Annotated in this window: 19 protein-coding genes; 6 read left to right on the top strand and 13 right to left on the bottom strand. The window is 50.5% G+C overall.

Annotated features, from left to right (window positions below):
* Window positions 1–324 precede the first annotated feature (324 nt).
* Together LN893_RS17435 and LN893_RS17430 are read left to right on the top strand one after the other, a co-directional pair.
* Complete coding sequence (locus tag LN893_RS17435) at window positions 325–831, top strand: hypothetical protein (RefSeq protein WP_229972340.1); 507 nt, start codon at window positions 325–327, stop codon at window positions 829–831.
* Window positions 828–2,273 carry a cadherin-like domain-containing protein gene (locus tag LN893_RS17430; RefSeq protein ID WP_229972338.1) on the top strand — a complete coding sequence of 482 codons (1,446 nt, stop codon included), beginning with the start codon at window positions 828–830 and terminating at the stop codon, window positions 2,271–2,273. Before LN893_RS17435 ends, LN893_RS17430 begins: the two co-directional genes overlap by 4 nt.
* 197 nt (window positions 2,274–2,470) lie before the next feature.
* On the opposite strand, the gene LN893_RS17425 is transcribed toward LN893_RS17430, so the two are convergent.
* From LN893_RS17425 to LN893_RS17370, 12 genes are all read right to left on the bottom strand, one after another.
* Entirely contained in the window at window positions 2,471–3,094 is a 624-nt protein-coding gene (locus LN893_RS17425; RefSeq protein WP_229972336.1) for a hypothetical protein, read from the bottom strand.
* Between the two features lie 254 nt (window positions 3,095–3,348).
* Window positions 3,349–3,720 (bottom strand): hypothetical protein, encoded by a 372-nt coding sequence (locus LN893_RS17420; protein WP_229972334.1) that lies wholly within the window; start codon window positions 3,718–3,720, stop codon window positions 3,349–3,351.
* Window positions 3,721–3,892: 172 nt separating this feature from the next.
* Window positions 3,893–4,810 (bottom strand): hypothetical protein, encoded by a 918-nt coding sequence (locus LN893_RS17415; protein ID WP_229972332.1) that lies wholly within the window; start codon window positions 4,808–4,810, stop codon window positions 3,893–3,895.
* A 32-nt stretch (window positions 4,811–4,842) separates the two neighbouring features.
* Entirely contained in the window at window positions 4,843–5,985 is a 1,143-nt protein-coding gene (locus LN893_RS17410; RefSeq protein ID WP_229972330.1) for an AAA family ATPase, read from the bottom strand.
* Window positions 5,978–6,457: a hypothetical protein gene (locus LN893_RS17405; RefSeq protein WP_229972328.1), complete on the bottom strand. Its 480-nt coding sequence runs from the start codon at window positions 6,455–6,457 to the stop codon at window positions 5,978–5,980. The genes LN893_RS17410 and LN893_RS17405 overlap by 8 nt, the downstream gene beginning before the upstream one ends.
* On the bottom strand, window positions 6,454–6,804 hold the full coding sequence (locus tag LN893_RS17400) for a helix-turn-helix domain-containing protein (protein ID WP_229972326.1): 351 nt from the start codon (window positions 6,802–6,804) through the stop codon (window positions 6,454–6,456). Before LN893_RS17400 ends, LN893_RS17405 begins: the two co-directional genes overlap by 4 nt.
* A 78-nt stretch (window positions 6,805–6,882) precedes the next feature.
* Window positions 6,883–7,641, bottom strand: a complete 759-nt coding sequence (locus tag LN893_RS17395) for a hypothetical protein (RefSeq protein ID WP_229972324.1) — start codon at window positions 7,639–7,641, stop codon at window positions 6,883–6,885.
* A 169-nt stretch (window positions 7,642–7,810) separates the two neighbouring features.
* Window positions 7,811–9,070: a site-specific integrase gene (locus tag LN893_RS17390; protein ID WP_229972322.1), complete on the bottom strand. Its 1,260-nt coding sequence runs from the start codon at window positions 9,068–9,070 to the stop codon at window positions 7,811–7,813.
* Between the two features lie 171 nt (window positions 9,071–9,241).
* On the bottom strand, window positions 9,242–9,901 hold the full coding sequence (locus LN893_RS17385; RefSeq protein WP_229972320.1) for a hypothetical protein: 660 nt from the start codon (window positions 9,899–9,901) through the stop codon (window positions 9,242–9,244).
* An 11-nt stretch (window positions 9,902–9,912) separates the two neighbouring features.
* Window positions 9,913–10,902: a recombinase family protein gene (locus LN893_RS17380; RefSeq protein WP_229972318.1), complete on the bottom strand. Its 990-nt coding sequence runs from the start codon at window positions 10,900–10,902 to the stop codon at window positions 9,913–9,915.
* Window positions 10,903–10,924: 22 nt separating this feature from the next.
* Window positions 10,925–11,320, bottom strand: coding sequence for a hypothetical protein (locus LN893_RS17375; RefSeq protein WP_229972316.1), 396 nt, complete (start codon window positions 11,318–11,320; stop codon window positions 10,925–10,927).
* 204 nt (window positions 11,321–11,524) lie between these two features.
* Window positions 11,525–12,487 (bottom strand): hypothetical protein, encoded by a 963-nt coding sequence (locus LN893_RS17370; protein WP_229972314.1) that lies wholly within the window; start codon window positions 12,485–12,487, stop codon window positions 11,525–11,527.
* 182 nt (window positions 12,488–12,669) lie between these two features.
* Here LN893_RS17370 and LN893_RS17365 point away from each other — a divergent pair, with 182 nt between their 5' ends.
* The 4 genes from LN893_RS17365 (at window position 12,670) to LN893_RS17350 (ending at window position 14,322) form a co-directional block, all read left to right on the top strand.
* Window positions 12,670–12,834, top strand: a complete 165-nt coding sequence (locus LN893_RS17365; protein ID WP_229972312.1) for a hypothetical protein — start codon at window positions 12,670–12,672, stop codon at window positions 12,832–12,834.
* 13 nt (window positions 12,835–12,847) lie between these two features.
* Window positions 12,848–13,216, top strand: coding sequence for a hypothetical protein (locus tag LN893_RS17360; protein ID WP_229972310.1), 369 nt, complete (start codon window positions 12,848–12,850; stop codon window positions 13,214–13,216).
* Between the two features lie 69 nt (window positions 13,217–13,285).
* On the top strand, window positions 13,286–13,690 hold the full coding sequence (locus tag LN893_RS17355; RefSeq protein ID WP_229972309.1) for a PG0870-related protein: 405 nt from the start codon (window positions 13,286–13,288) through the stop codon (window positions 13,688–13,690).
* 35 nt (window positions 13,691–13,725) lie between these two features.
* Window positions 13,726–14,322: a DUF6371 domain-containing protein gene (locus LN893_RS17350; RefSeq protein ID WP_229972308.1), complete on the top strand. Its 597-nt coding sequence runs from the start codon at window positions 13,726–13,728 to the stop codon at window positions 14,320–14,322.
* Window positions 14,323–14,351: 29 nt separating this feature from the next.
* Here the strand turns inward: LN893_RS17350 and LN893_RS17345 are convergent, their stop codons facing one another.
* Window positions 14,352–14,525, bottom strand: a complete 174-nt coding sequence (locus tag LN893_RS17345) for a hypothetical protein (protein ID WP_229972307.1) — start codon at window positions 14,523–14,525, stop codon at window positions 14,352–14,354.
* Window positions 14,526–14,653 lie beyond the last annotated feature (128 nt).

Genomic DNA, 14,653 nt, shown 5'->3' with positions numbered 1-14,653 from the left:
AATGCAGGGGGCAACCATCAAATAGAAGACTTGGAACGCAGCCAATAAAGAAAAAGGCAGTGTTAGAGGCTAAATAAATAGGTGTATGACTGTATTTACAAGATTTGCTTTGTTGATTCCTAATTTTATATGCCAATTCACATTAAGACCAAAGACTGTAATGCAACAGTTACTGTCAATAATTGCCTGTCCGAGCAACAATTCTCAAACCTTCATTATTAGTTCTTTTCATATCTAAAATTTATAACACTAGATTCCTTGATAATAATATTTATTATTGTTATTTTCATAAACAATTTTAAAACTACAATAAACAGTTGATAAATGACTATACAGATAGAAATATTGCTCTCAATTTCTCTTTTGGTCGTTTTTGTATCTATAATCATAGGTTCTATAAAAGCAAGAAATTATTTATCATTGATAATACGCATTACTACTTGGTTTCTAACAGTCATATTCTTGATTAATGTTTTTAATTTCCTCAAGCCTGAAGAGAATTACAGAGGTAGACCATCAGGGGAAATTATATATATAATCCTACTGTATATTTCAATGATTCTTGGAATGACTGCTCAATACTTTTACTATCATTTTGAAATGGCAAAAAATCAAAGAAAAAAATTTGACTTTGGTACTTTCATTGCCCCCTTCTTTTTATCACCTATAGTTTTTCTGCCCTTATTAGCAGCTTTTCAAGATGCTGATGTTGACCTCTCTAGGTCAGTTTCTCCCAGATTCATGACTTTTATAGTTGCTTTCGAAAACGGGTTCTTTTGGAGATATTATTTTGATAAGCGAAAAGAAAAAACAGAGGAGCAAACACAATGAAAAACCTTTATATTACTCTAGTCTTAACATTAGCATGCACTCTTTGCTATGGCCAAGAGAAAATTCATTACATAACTCTTAAAGACGGAGTTAAGTGTTACTACATACCCAACAGAAAAAGCTCCTTTCAGAAAGCATGGGAGATGGTTTCTGATATTTATAACAGTACATTTTATGATGCACCTCCCTTTGGTAAGACAGTTGCATTTTTAACTGGAGTAAGTAATTATAATTACTTAAAACCACTGCCAAAAGTCGAAACTGATATTATCAAATTTACTAAATTCCTCTTATTGAAAGGAGGTGTTGATACTGTTTATGTTGCCTTTGATAGGGTAGCATCACCTGAATTAGTATCCTATTACATGATGGATAGGTTTAGGACTACTTTATCTCCTGATGACAGACTTATATTTTTATATTCTGGACACGCGGAAGACTTAGACGGAAACACAGGATATATGCAATTTATCAATGCCCAACCAGGCAAGTTTGCAAGTAATGTTCTAAAGATATCTGATACGAAAGAATGGAGCAGAATTAATAAAATAAAACACATACTGTTCATTATCGATGCTTGTACTTCAGGTTTAGCTTTTGAAGATAAAGGAGGAAGTTATGAGGATAAACTCTTAACAACAATGAGTGGAGAAGGGAGCCGTACAGTTTTAACGGCAGGCACTCATAAACAAAAAACGCCAGACGGTTTGTTTATGAGTGCGTTGCTGAATGCATTTGAAAAAAATTATAAAGATAAAATTATCACAACCGAATCGTTATATGCTGATTTAAGAAAATATGTAAATAAGTATAATGCACAAAACGACAGAAATATTACACCAAGGAAAATTGAGTTAGAAAACTACACAGGCACTTTCATATTTATTAATGCAAATAAAACAGAAGCAACTGTTAAGCATGACAAGATTAACCTTACTGCTGTTCCAAAGGGTAAAGGTGATAATTTAAACTTACCTCCTGAAGCTACTAATCAGAAGTTCAGCACAACTATAAACAATGAGTTAACCTTCGATATTTTAGCAGGTTGTTCTGACAAAAATAACGACAAACTAACTTTAACTCATATTGAAACACCAAAAACAGGAGGAAAGATTACTATCCTAAATGGCGTTGCTAAGTATGTTCCTTCACAAGATTTTTTCGGGGAATTTTCAGTTAGGTATTTTATTTCAGATGGAATAGATAAAGCAGTCGGAAACATCATAATAAATGTAAAAAGAAACAGTAGCGTACTAGTGGATCGTGCAAGAAAATTAAAGATAGATGGGAAGCTAAAAGAGGATGATCATGTAGTCTCTAGAGTTATAGAAATTGTTCCAGCTGGATCTCAAGTTGAAATCATTGGTCTCGCAAGAACTGGGGTTTACAAGGTAAGGTACAATGATATTGTGGGATACATGAACGATCTGTACTTTGAATAAAGCCATTTAGTAAGAAACCGTTCTATAAAATAGACACTTTCGAGACTGTGATGATCAAATGTACTTTCCTAATTTGCTTTGTTGATTATCGAATTCAAACCAAGTCCAAACACTGCCAGGCTTATTAAAGTATGCTATGCCCACCTCTAATACTGCGCTGCATGTAGTGCCACGAGGTTCAATAATGTAGGCGCTAGCTACACATTCTCGAAGAACTTTACGGCGTACTGGCAATACTCTATGATCTTGTCCTTGTCCGTTTCAAACTCCTTTCGGCCGCCCAGATAGTTCCTGCAGGTTGGGGTTATCTCCTTTCCATCCTCCAGCTCCAGGAAAGATATACACTTGATATGCTTCTTTGATACGAGTACGATCAGGGCATTCTGGTATGGGTAGTCCTGGTTCTTGTCGATATCCCTGAGCTGGAAGCTTCCGCTGGCCCTGAACTTCACCTCGATAAAATGGGCCTTGCCGTCTTTGTACACCACCAGGTCGGGCATTCGCCTTATCTCCATGGCCACCTCATCCCGCACGCCCTTCAAAAGGTCCATGATGCCTGGGATGGTGTTCTCCATGCCGTACTTGAACACCTGGAAGCCCAACGAGAGGAAAAGCTGCTCTACGAGCGTTTCTGCTATCCTCCCTTTAATCAGGTTATAGACCCAGGTATTGTCGCCTCTCTCTTTCGCTGGCCTGATCGCTGTAGGCGAAGCAGCCGCCTCGGCCACCGCCGCACCTCCGCTCTCCTTGCCCTTATAGCACTTGTAACACAGACCGCCACTGTATTTGGTGAAATCACCGCACTGTACACACTCCGCCATTCTTTCCCTTTCCGTTCTTTAATAAGTTAGAGTATGTCAGTGAACCGAACCACCGCAAGACGCTGGATCAGTCCCCCCTTTAAATAATATACAATTTCTAATATATAGACAAAACACAGGACTTCCAACTCCAGCCCCCTCACCGAGTGTTACGGGGAACCAGAGATTAGCGAAAATAAAACGCCTAAAGCAAAGAGAGCCAGCCTAGTAATAGGCGGTTCTCTTTGCTTTAGGCGTTTATCCTTAGGCTGTATCTACACAAGGTGGTTGATCAAATTCGGCACCTTCATCAGCTGCACGATCTGTTTCTTAGCCGCATAGACGCAGCAGTCGTTGTAGCTGCTGAAAAACTTTACACCTGCCTCCCCTTCTTGCCCGTCCAGTGGATTGTTTTCCTCTAGCTGCACAGCGGCCACCCAGCCTTCGTGCTGACCCGACTCCTCATCGAAGGCAGGGTGTACGGCCCCCTTTATCCCCAGCCGCTGGCCTAGCCGATCAAGGGCCATATAGTAGTCCACTCTGTTATTGTCCATGTACTGGCGTATGGCCACGAATGCCTGGTGACTCGGTGTGCGGCGGCGCAGCTGCTCTGCTGCCGCATTGATCTGTTGAATGTGTGATTGCATGATGTTGCTGTTAATGTGGTTTATGATAACGATATAAAAAGGTGAGAACGGTAAATTAACTCTTAAAAATGACTGGTATCGAAGCCTTCAAGGATGGCCGTGTCTGTGCGTTGCGACGGCACAGGTCGGAACGAATTCTTATCCTTCGCATGCTCATTTCTGTTTTCACGGGCTAGATGTTAAGGCCAATGAACTTCAGGGGATGCGGCAAGGGATTCTCTGTAAGCGGGGATGCAGGGCCAGAAGGGTCTGCATCATCGCTGTCAGGTAATTCCCCTGATTCCTGGTTTTTTCCCCCGACAAAGAATTCTGACCTCAGCGCCTCTGCGCACAGCTCTACCAGTTCATTGTCCTGGGGAAACCTGACTGTGTTAACGGTGACACCCATTACCTGCACGGATACTACGGGCGCTGTTAGCAGAAAGCTCTCCAGGGCGTGCAGCAACCCGTATACCAACAGCGAGGCACAGTCTTCGCCGTACTTAGCGCAGAGAGTTTCCGCACCCGCCTTCAGCTCTTCCAACTTCCTCAGGTACTTTCGCAGCACAGTCTGTTGCCAAACGCTTCTGCATGTAACAACGCCCCGCTGTATCTCCCTTACAGCATTCCTATACTGCAGCATAAATGCGTATACATCCCTATAAAACGGCCTATCAGGCACTTCTACGGCTTTTCCTACTGTGTCTACGCCTGTTTCAGGGTATAAAAACGCTTTTATATCTGGATCAAGGGCCGTCTTTAAGAGCAGTTGTTGCTTCATTTCCACTGGCTGTTGCAATGTCTGGGCAACGTTTTCATCTGTCTGTTGCACTGTCTGACAGCATGGCGGTATATCTGTTGCACCTGTCCGAGCACTGGCCTCCGACGAGTCAGAAGCCAGTTTTTTCACCGCCATCTCCACGGCGTACTTGCTTACCCCTAGCATTTCGACGGCATCCCGTATGGAGACGCCTTGCTCCCTGAGAAGCCGTACATGCTCTGTGATATCTGTGGTTTCCATTTCATTCTGATTTAAATTTGAATAATCTATTTCTTTTGTTTTGTCCTGCACCTGTGCCGACACACGCCTTATGCCGAGGTTCGTACGCACGTACCAGTAGAACCAGGTACGTGCGTACGTGGCTAAAACGGAGCACCGGGATCCTCTGCTTTCTTTAGCCATTTCCTCACCGCGCCCTCAGAAACACCGAATCTGGCACCTATCGCACCGTTGGAAAGCCCCTGCTTTTTCAGCTCTGTGGCCTCTCTTATCTGATGCTCCCGCTCACCCTCTTCCATCTGACGCAGGTGGTCCCTCTCGCTGCCGAACCCGATAAACTCGAACATCAGGAAGTTGAAGGGCTTGTTTATCTGGCACAGCACCACGTTCTCCGCGCCGTAGCGCTCCTCTGTCTGACGCTGCTTCACCTGCTTGAGGTAGCGGGTCTGCGGGTCCTGTGCGCTTGCGCCAATGGCGAAGCTGCTGTCGCAGAAGTTGGAGAGCATCTTGCTGCCCTGGATATCGTTCTTTGACAGCGGCTTGCCCATGTCGCGCTTGGGCGTGTGCGCCAGCACTAGGATCGAGAGCCCGTACTGTTTTTTAAGCTTCTGCAGATGCTTCATTAGGGGCAGTGCTCCCTTGGCCTTCTCCGTGTCCGTTCCCAGGTAGGTGATGTTGTCTATGATGAGCACCCTTGCCCCCGTCCGCACCAACTCCAGCTCCATCGAGTGGCACAGGTAGCTCTCAAAATCTGCGAAGCCCTTGGGTAGATCAGCCTCTGGGTTTATCTCCGCCCGCAGCAGGTTATCCGCACAGCCAGGCCTGAAGAAATGATCCTGGAAATTCTCCGAGTACCTGGCTTCGAACTGCTTGTCTGTGAGCTCAAAATCCAGGTACAGAACGGTCTGTGCCTGCGCCTCCAGTTCAAAACCAGCTATGCGCTCCCCCAGTGCTATACTGACACCGATCTGCACAGCCAGTATGGACTTTCCCAGGTTAGTATCGGCGAAAAGGATACAGACCTCGCCCTCATACCAGAATCTGTCGAAGAGCATCATCGGAATGGGCTTGGCCCTTGCCCCCTCGCTCCACTCGCTGGCCGACTTCACCAGGAAAAGTCCCACGTCTGGCTCCAGGAGCGTCGTCTCCCTGTTAGTGTCGATCTGCTGTTCGCCGCCATTCGCTTTTTGGCCGACTCCTTGGGAGTGTTGAGATGAGCTGGTGCCGTATGGCTGTCCGCTGGTGGCTGTCGGAATGGGTATCAGGTTCGGTAGCGAACTATCCATGGCGTTCCCTCCTTTCCCGTACCATCTGCTCGTAGACTGCCAGCTCCCCGTTTACCGCCTCCAGCCATGAGGCCTGTAGCTGCGGCTCCAGCAGGTCCACCTGATCCCCCATCAGTCGGTAAGCAATCTGTTCGGCCAGCTCCGCTGCTTTGCGTTTGGTTCGCTCCTCGTGGATACGGTCCAGGTAGAGTAGGGTCTGTTTGGCGGTCTTTGCCTCCTCCTCCGCCCGGCGAAGGTATTTCAGCACGCCGTGCTGCCCAACGGTATAGTCTGCAAGGTACTCTGCCAGTAGGTTGGAGGCCTCAGTGTTGGCAGATATTCGCTCTTTCCATGCCTCCTGCGTCTTGGCCTTTGCCGAGGGGTTATATAGGTAGGCTCGGTAACGCTCCTGCTCGTATAGAACAGCGGAGCGTTGCCTGCCCAGTACATCGCGTATGCGCTGTTCCTGGGCAAACATCTCCTGACTGATCATGCCGCCCTGCCGCTTTCGGCGTTATAGCGTGAAAGGCCCCTGTTGCCCCTGCCGCCGTGGCGCTTGGGTTGCTTCAGGCTTTCCATCAGTTCGGATTTGTAAAGATACTTCCTGCGGCCCATGCCATGCACGGTGACAAGCCCCTGGTGACGCCAGTTGTTGAGCGTCACCCTGGAGATCTTCAACAGGGCGCAGGCCTCGTCTATGGAGATGGGCTCCTCCGCCTCTGGTTTTGATTTAGGCGGCTCCTGGGTGGAAACTGCCTGAAGGTGCTGCGTAACGCGCTGTGCGATCCGCTCTATTGCCTCCTCTACGGGCAACTGGAAAAAGAACTGGTTTTGAATCACGGCTTTTAACGTTTAGTGGTTATCATGATTCAAAGTAAGTAAGGGTAGCGCTTGCGTACCTGACGTCGTTAACGGCGTTTAACGTCGCTTCACATTACTGTGCCTAGAGAAGTTTTTCTTGAAGGCGTCAATGGAGGTTATACCGTTGAAATCCATAAAGTTATCCAACGCCATGGCACAGTACATCCCAATAGGTGCGTAAGGAACCTCATTCAGGGCATAAAAATCGTAAAGTACAGCTTGCACTTCTTTGGCATCACCGTTGGATTTTATTTTTTTGACATCTACAGGTTCTTCCCCGTCTTCCACGTTGGCTTTTATAAGATGCTCTACCTGCGCTTCCGTCATGATTGGCTCATTGGTGTACATGCTTTTCGCCGTTAGCCCCTTCATCAGATGATCCCTGATTTGCTCCAGAGTCAAGAGGCCAGGCTTTATCCGCTCCCGAGCGGGCTGGCTGCCTCCCTCTTGGCTGGTCTTCTGCGTTACAAGCCTCTCCTGCCATTCCCTAACCTCCTGCTTGAACACCTCCTCCAGATACATCCTGATATACAGATCCAGCACCTCATCAGGAATCTGGTTCACGCTCTTCTTTACAAAGTTTATGAAATCATCCTTGTCATCGGGGTAGGCGTTGTAGAGGCTATCCAGGAAACGGCGCTTTCTGGACGGCCTCTCCTCCCCAAACGAGCCCTTGTAGTAGTAGCCCCAAAGCTCAAGCTGCAGCTTTCCAGGGGAAGCTGCATAGTACTCCCGTTCGTGCTCTGTTACATACTGCTGCTCCCATAAAGGCTCTTCGCCTTTATAAATAAATGAAATATACTCCTCTATGTTCATAAGTGGTTTGTTCTAGGCTGTTTACAGCTGATTAGGTTTACCTGTAGGACCGACATACGTTGCTATCTCATTGCAACGTGTTGCTGACGCTCTATTGCTTTTATTGAGTTTATGATTTATTGCCCCTTTTGTTTCTGTTGCCAAAAGTTGCCCTGGCATGTTGCCTTTGCTACTCCTGCGGCAGCGGCTCAGCCTTAGGCTTTGGCATAGCCCAAACGTTCAGCATCTCCTGCTCCTTTATCCTGTCGGTGATCTTGATGTACTTCTTGAAGGTCTGGTAGTTGGTGTGGCCCGACACCCTCATCACGATCTCGGGCCTCAGCCCCTTCTCCAGCGATAGCGTGATGAAGGTCCTGCGGGCCGTGTGCATGGTGATGAAGTCGTACTTGGGTTTCGTGTCCTCTATCCTCTCGCCTCCCCTCCTGCTGGTGACGCTCGTCGGCTCGTCCAGCCCCGCCAGCTCGCCCAGCTCCTTGAGGTAGTCGTTCATCTTCTGGTTCGAGAGCACGGGCAACGGCGCAGCATCCTCGCTGTAGCGCTCCAGAATGGCCATCGCCTGCGGCAACAGAGGCACCCTGTTGACACTGTCTGTCTTCTTCTGCCTCAGCGCCCAGACGTTGCCCTTGATGTCGGAACGCCTGAGCTTCTCCAGGTCTGAGTACCGCTGCCCCGTGTAGCAGGCAAAGCAGAACACGTCACGCACCCGCCCCAGCCTCGGGTTCTTGGAGAGGTCCTTCTCATAGAGCGTCTGCAGCTCTTTCTCAGTAAGCGAGATGGTGTCCACCTCCCGCTGTATGGCCTTGAACTTGCGGAAGGAAAGGTTCTGGTGCAGGTCCCGCTCCAGCGCCCACACCATGAAGGCCTTCAGCGTGGCGAAGGTTTTCCAGACGGTGTTGTCGGTGTGCTTTAGATCCTTTACCAGGTAGTCCTTCATCTCGTCGAAGAAGCGCATGTTGATGCCCTCGAAGGTGAGCGGGTATTTCTTCTTCTCGCTGAAGTTGACCAGGTGGTTGTAGATGCCGCGGTACTTGCGCAGCGTGGAGGGGCTGCGGTGAGACTCGCTCGAGCCGATGTACTCGTCGTAGTACTCCAGGAAAGTTTTGCCCACCTTGGGCTCCGCTGGGTGGAGCAGGGCCAGGATGTCCTCCTTGAAGTCGGGGAAGCGGAAGGCGGGGTTCTCCTCCATGCGCTTTTTGAAGGCGTTGCGCACCCTGTTGCGCAGGTTGTCCAGGCTGTAGTTGAGCTCAACCACGTCAGAGTAGGTGCCCTTCACGTGGTTGCCGTCCTTATTGGGTTTGATGTTCCAGAACCTGGGGTGGATGAAGTCGCCCGTCTTTACTTTGACGGTCTGCTTGCCCATGCGGGCGAAGAGGTAGACGGCGGTGACGGCGTCGCCGTTGGGCTTGTCGAGGTAGTATTTTACGGTCATTTGCGGCTTTCGGTAAGGGTGTAGACAAATGTACGGGTTTGTCCGAAACTTCGGACACATTTCGGACACTAATATTTAATATAGCCTATTCTTACCTTGTTTACCTTTACAAACCATATTGCTAAATATGCATTAAAAGCTGTTTTAAGCATGTTTTATGTAAAGCTATGTTCAGCAACAATAACTAAGTTTGTGTCCCCTACGGACTACTGAAAGGGAAAAGTGATTTTCAGGATCGCTTTTCCCTTTTTCTTTTTGCTCCGTTTTCTGCGAAATCTCGCTTGCAAGGCCGAAAAAGGTGTTCACCCTGGTGGTTCGATAAGCCTCCTTTTCGCGATCATAAGCTACCCCCTCGGGAAACACCAGTGCCTGCAGCCTTCTTCGCTTTTTCGCATCTACCTTAACCCATGTGGATGAGAGACTTAGCATCATTTTAAGCCCATTTTCCAGCAGCGTTTGGTGGTTCGATAAAGGGCCCGAGAGTTTTTCCAGGTTCACCTCTGTTTCCCGCATCTCCGTTTTCAGCTCTCCGCTGAACTTAGAGAAGATATCCCGCTCGATCTCCCCGTAGGCATAGCGGCGTTCCAGCGTGTCCAGCTTCTTCTTCAGCTCAGTTTGCTGCAGCCTCAGCCGCTTCTCCTCCTGCTCGTGGTCCTGGCTCAGCTTTTTGAACACCTGCCCCATCATCTCCTGCACCTGCGGCAAGAGGATCGGGTCGATTTGATATTCTTTCAGCAGCCCCTGGTAGAGCTCGTGCATCTTGCCAGCGTTTCTGTTCAGGCAGCAGCCTTTGGTGTTGCACTTGTAGTAGTGGATGCCCTTCTTCTTCATCTCGTAGCCCGTTAGCGGCTTTGAGCACACGCCGCACTGATGTGGTGGCGCAACGGCAAGGCTTCATCCTCCTTCACTTGTGTGTAGCCGTGGACGTTCTGCGCCTGTAGCCCGTTCACCCGAAGGAAGGTATCCCTGGAGATGAGCGGCTCGTGCCTTCCTACAATTACCTCACCCTCCTCCAGCAGCCCGTGCGTGATAAGCCCGCAGTAGAAGGGGTTGCGGAAGATTTTTGTCAATGTCTGGTTATAGAGCGTCAGGCCCTGCGCCCTCAGCCGCTGGATGATGTCGGTGTTCGACAGCCCCTGCTCCGCCTTCAGCTGAAAAGCCAGGCAGATAAGCTTCCCTGTCCTGTTTGGCTTTATCACCTGCTCCCCGTTCACCTTCAGCTGGTCGTAGCCCATGGGTGCCTTGCCCACCAAGTAGCCCTTGCGAATCTTCGCCTCCATACCCGTCATGCACTTCTCCCGCCGCTGGTCGTTGTCGAACTGCGAGAAGAGGAACTGGATGCCCTGCTGTAGCTTACCAGAGGCAGTCATGGTGTCAACTGGTTGTGTGACGGCCACCACGGCTATGCCAAGCTGGGAAAGCTGATCTGTAATATGAATGGCATTAGAGCCTGAACGAGAGAAACGGTCGTGGCTATAAACAATGATATAACCTATCTTATGGCGGCTCTTACGAACAAAATCCAGCATTTTCTGAAACTCCTTCCGCTCATCGTTCTTGGCGCTCTCGTAGGTCCCGCCGAAGGTCTCCACCACCTCGTAGCCGTGGCGGTCGGCGTAGAGGCGGCAGCGCTCCAGCTGCGTCTCCAGGCTCTGGTTCGTCTCGGCCTGCTCCTTGGTGGAGACGCGCGTGTAGATCACGGCCACCTTGCCCCTGGCCACCGCCTTGACCTTCTTCCTCCCGATCTGCTGCGGAAGTGCGAAGAGGCTCAGATCGGTGTCCCCATTGGTTGCTTTCGGTTTGGCATCGGTTGCCTTTGGTTGCTTTCTCATCGTCTTAGTGGTTGCTGCCTGTTTAATCCTGTTTGCTGATGCGTTTGATTTCGGTTGCTTTCTGTTTGGCCTCGGTTGCCGCTGACTCCGTAGTAAAGCTCTTTTCCTCCTCACGGTTTTGCCCCTGCTCCAGGAGCATCTCGTACATCAGCGTGCAGAGGCGGAGCATCTGCTCCACAATGTCCGAGGCCTCATCAGCTGATAAGTGGCTGTAGCCTAGCGTGTCCAGGAGCTTCTGAGTGTGACAGGCCCTTAGTTGCTCATCCTGCCCGATCAAGCCGTAGAGGCTTTCCCCCTGCTGCGTCTGTTCCTCGTTTCCCCCCTTTTTGGGACTGTTTACTTTTGGTTGCTTTGCCTGTTGTCCTTTGCGGCCTTGCTGTTTTGTTAACGGTTGCTTTTGGTTGGTTAAGGTTTGCACGGAGTGGTCCGTTTGCGCCTCCGTCAGGCTTTTCCCGTACGGCGGCCCTTCCTTTTTTCGGTCTGAGGTCTTCAGTACCGTTCATGTGACTTTCCTGCTGCTTTTACAGGTTTGCCGATGGTTGCTTAGGCTTGCCCCTGCTGCCAGAGGCTTTTTGGCGTTACTGTTTACCTTGCCAAGCCTATAATAAGGAAAGCAGTGTTTTTACACGCGCCTTCTCTTCTTGCGCTCAATGTAGAGCGTCTTGCCGTCCTGCCCCTTCATCCTGACGTCGGTGAATTTGCCTTGGATGATCCGCTGGATAACCTCCTCGTTCAGGCTCGCCAGGTCCAGCACCTCCCCCGTGGTGGTGGTGATGTCCAACCGCCTCCGCTCCCCCTTCTCCACGAAGTTCACCGTCACCTCCTTGGCCCGCCTGTCGCGGATGGCCCACACCACCTGCCACTCCTCGGGCGTCAGCTCCTCGAGCTTCTCGGTGCGCTGCTCCCATATCCCGCTGGTGCGGAAGATGTGCACCTGCTCGGTGATGGAGAGGTAGACGTGGGTGCCCCTCAGCCGCGGCTCGCCCGAGGATTCCATCCACAGCGCGAAATAGCCCTCCGGCAGCAGCTGCACGCCCGCCTCGTCACGGCTGGCCAGCAGGTGGAAGAGCACCGAGTCCAGCACCGTGTACCTCTGCCTACCCTGCACGGAGGCGAAGGGCGCCTCAGCGGCAAGCTCGTCGCGCACCGCCTGCCGGTGCTCCTCGGCCATGCCCGAGCGGTCGAGCATCCTTCCCACCCAGGTGAGCGCCTCGGCGTTCTGCATCGCCATCGCCGCCAGCGCCTGCACGTCTATCTCGGCGAAAAGGTACTCCTTCAGCGCCTGGATGTGCTCCAGGGGCGTTCCCACCTGGCGCAGCCTGCTGATGAGCTTTACCCAGATGAACTCGGGAAGGTTCATCAAATTCTTCTTGCCCTCGGGTATGTCCAGGGGCAACAGCCCCGAGCGCAACCAGTCGTGGAAGCGCTTCGGGGTGATGAAGGCGTCCTTCACCGAGAAGACCCGGCTGTAGTAGCGCTCGTAGGAGGCCTGCTGCTCCTCCGGGGTGGACATGCGGAAGGGCGTGGTCGAGAAGCTCTCCACCTGTACGTCCACTATCGGCAGCCCCTCTTCTGAGATCTCCATTTCTTCTTATCGTTATATATAAGTATTATGTTACGCAAATGTAACAATGTTTTCAGCATGGCAACAGGCAAGCGGAAATTTATTTTCTCCTCATTGATGCAACGCCACCGCTTCCTGTTCAGGAACGGAAGCCCTGCCTTTGGGCAACGAACAGCAACGATTATCGGCAACAATGGGCAACAATGGGCAACACGGCATCTAACCACAGTGACAGCCACTTCTGGAACCTGCAGGAGCGGTACAGCGGCTTTGCGCTGCGGCGGGTAAAGGCGCATCTGCAGCACGCAGGGCACAGGGGCATGGTGTTTCATTACCAATACCGACCTTTGCAACACAGCCACAAGTGAGGGCCTGCAGGTAGTGTATACGAAGCTGGAGTCCTACGCCATCCGCTTTGCCCTGGTGCTGCAGCTAATGGCCTGGTCCTGCAACGAGGCCAGGAAGGAGGCAACAGAGCTAAAGGCCGTGGAGGGGGCGATTCTGCTGGCCGAGTACTTCCGCAACACGGCGAAGGTGGTGCAGCGCATCGTTCACAACGAGGACCCGCTCGACCGCTACAGCCAGTGGCAGCGGAACCTCTATCAGCAGCTGCCGCAACACTTCACTACGGGCGAGGGCCTGCTTCTGGCGGAGCATAACAGTGTCCCTGAGCGCACCTTCAAAAACTTTCTCAAGCAGAAGGCGCTCTTCACGAAAACAGGACACGGACAGTATGAAAAGCAGCTGTAAACCCCTTGCACTTTCGGCACTTTCGGCACGACCCAAGATTAAAAATGCCGAGAGTGCCGAAAGTGCAACGTGACTTGCAGAAGAAATCAAGACATGAACCAGTACAGATACATACTCCAGCCCTACGGCAACGGCAGGAACACGCGTTTTGCCTGCCCCGGCTGCGGCAAGAAGAGGAAGTTCACGCGCTACGTTGACACCGAGACAGGTCAATACGTGCATGAGACGGTGGGAAGCTGCAACAGGCAGAGCAAGTGCGGCTACCACTACTCGCCCAGGCAGTTTTTCACCGATTACCCGTGGCTACGGGACGGCTTGCAAACGGCTGCAACATGGTCTCAAACAAAAAGCAACCCTAGTGCAAACGGTTTGCAACCCGAGAATCAAACCCTTCGCAACGGCGGGCAACCCAGCAGCAACCCATTGGCAACACATCGGAGAAGCCTGTTTCCTATGTTCCCCTCGAAAAGCTAAGAGAGAGCCGCAGGTGCTATGGCCAAAACAGCTTCGTGCGCTTCCTCACAGACAAGCTTGGGGTTGAGACAGCAGAAAAGCTCATCTCGCTTTATCACATCGGGACGTCCAAAAGGTGGCCGGGTGCCACGGTGTTCTGGCAGATCGACCGACAGGGGAAAATCAGGACAGGAAAGACCATGCTTTATAACGCCAGGAGCGGGAAAAGAGTTAAAGAGCCCAAAGACCACATTGATTGGGCGCATAAATACCTGGGAAAGGAGAATTATAACCTCAAACAATGCCTTTTCGGGGAGCACCTGCTGCGTCAGTTTCCCGACAAGCCCGTGGCTGTGGTGGAGAGCGAGAAAACAGCCACCGTGTGCATGGCCTACCTGCCCGGGTACGTGTGGTTGGCCACTGGCAGCAAGGGAAACCTTTCCCGCGAGCGGTGCCTGGTGCTGAAAGGACGGTATGTGACGCTGTTCCCTGACTTGGGCGGGTATGAAAAATGGAGTGAAAAGGCGAAGGAGATGGCAGGCATAACCTCTTTTACAGTTTCTGACATTCTGGAGCGAATTGCCATTGATGAACAGAGAAAAGAGGAGCTCGATCTGGCTGACTTTCTTCAAAGCAGTACATCTGTTTGTTAAACCAGTCCACCTTGTGTAGTTAGCTTTTTCTATACACGCTCTTCAGTATTAGCCAGCCTTAAGACGAAGCAAAAGTCATTATCATTTAAAGCCAAAAGGCGATCATAATAATCTGCCCTTATCATTACCGCTACTCCTTCAAGACGTGGAACTTCTTTACCATCACTCACGCTACCATAGTAGCTTCCTTTCCAAGTAGCCATTATCAAGACTACTTCATCTTAACTATTCATGCTTGGAAGCCCTTGTAACGGGCTGGGTTATGAAGTGGCATAGCTACTTTATAGGTGTTGTGTGCGCCCAGTATGGCGCGAGTACTATTTCCTAAGAA

The organism is Pontibacter harenae (assembly GCF_020907245.1).
Lineage (GTDB): Bacteria > Bacteroidota > Bacteroidia > Cytophagales > Hymenobacteraceae > Pontibacter > Pontibacter harenae.
This window is presented reverse-complemented; position numbering and strand designations above follow the sequence as displayed.

Bases quoted from the DNA above. Each gene is read 5' to 3' on its own strand.
- LN893_RS17435 (WP_229972340.1), top strand. From the start codon at position 325: ATGACTATACAGATAGAAATATTGCTCTCAATTTCTCTTTTGGTCGTT.
- LN893_RS17430 (WP_229972338.1), top strand. From the start codon at position 828: ATGAAAAACCTTTATATTACTCTAGTCTTAACATTAGCATGCACTCTT.
- LN893_RS17425 (WP_229972336.1), bottom strand. From the start codon at position 3,094: ATGGCGGAGTGTGTACAGTGCGGTGATTTCACCAAATACAGTGGCGGT.
- LN893_RS17420 (WP_229972334.1), bottom strand. From the start codon at position 3,720: ATGCAATCACACATTCAACAGATCAATGCGGCAGCAGAGCAGCTGCGC.
- LN893_RS17410 (WP_229972330.1), bottom strand. From the start codon at position 5,985: ATGGATAGTTCGCTACCGAACCTGATACCCATTCCGACAGCCACCAGC.
- LN893_RS17405 (WP_229972328.1), bottom strand. From the start codon at position 6,457: ATGATCAGTCAGGAGATGTTTGCCCAGGAACAGCGCATACGCGATGTA.
- LN893_RS17395 (WP_229972324.1), bottom strand. From the start codon at position 7,641: ATGAACATAGAGGAGTATATTTCATTTATTTATAAAGGCGAAGAGCCT.
- LN893_RS17390 (WP_229972322.1), bottom strand. From the start codon at position 9,070: ATGACCGTAAAATACTACCTCGACAAGCCCAACGGCGACGCCGTCACC.
- LN893_RS17385 (WP_229972320.1), bottom strand. From the start codon at position 9,901: ATGAAGAAGAAGGGCATCCACTACTACAAGTGCAACACCAAAGGCTGC.
- LN893_RS17380 (WP_229972318.1), bottom strand. From the start codon at position 10,902: ATGAGAAAGCAACCAAAGGCAACCGATGCCAAACCGAAAGCAACCAAT.
- LN893_RS17370 (WP_229972314.1), bottom strand. From the start codon at position 12,487: ATGGAGATCTCAGAAGAGGGGCTGCCGATAGTGGACGTACAGGTGGAG.
- LN893_RS17365 (WP_229972312.1), top strand. From the start codon at position 12,670: ATGGGCAACACGGCATCTAACCACAGTGACAGCCACTTCTGGAACCTG.
- LN893_RS17345 (WP_229972307.1), bottom strand. From the start codon at position 14,525: ATGGCTACTTGGAAAGGAAGCTACTATGGTAGCGTGAGTGATGGTAAA.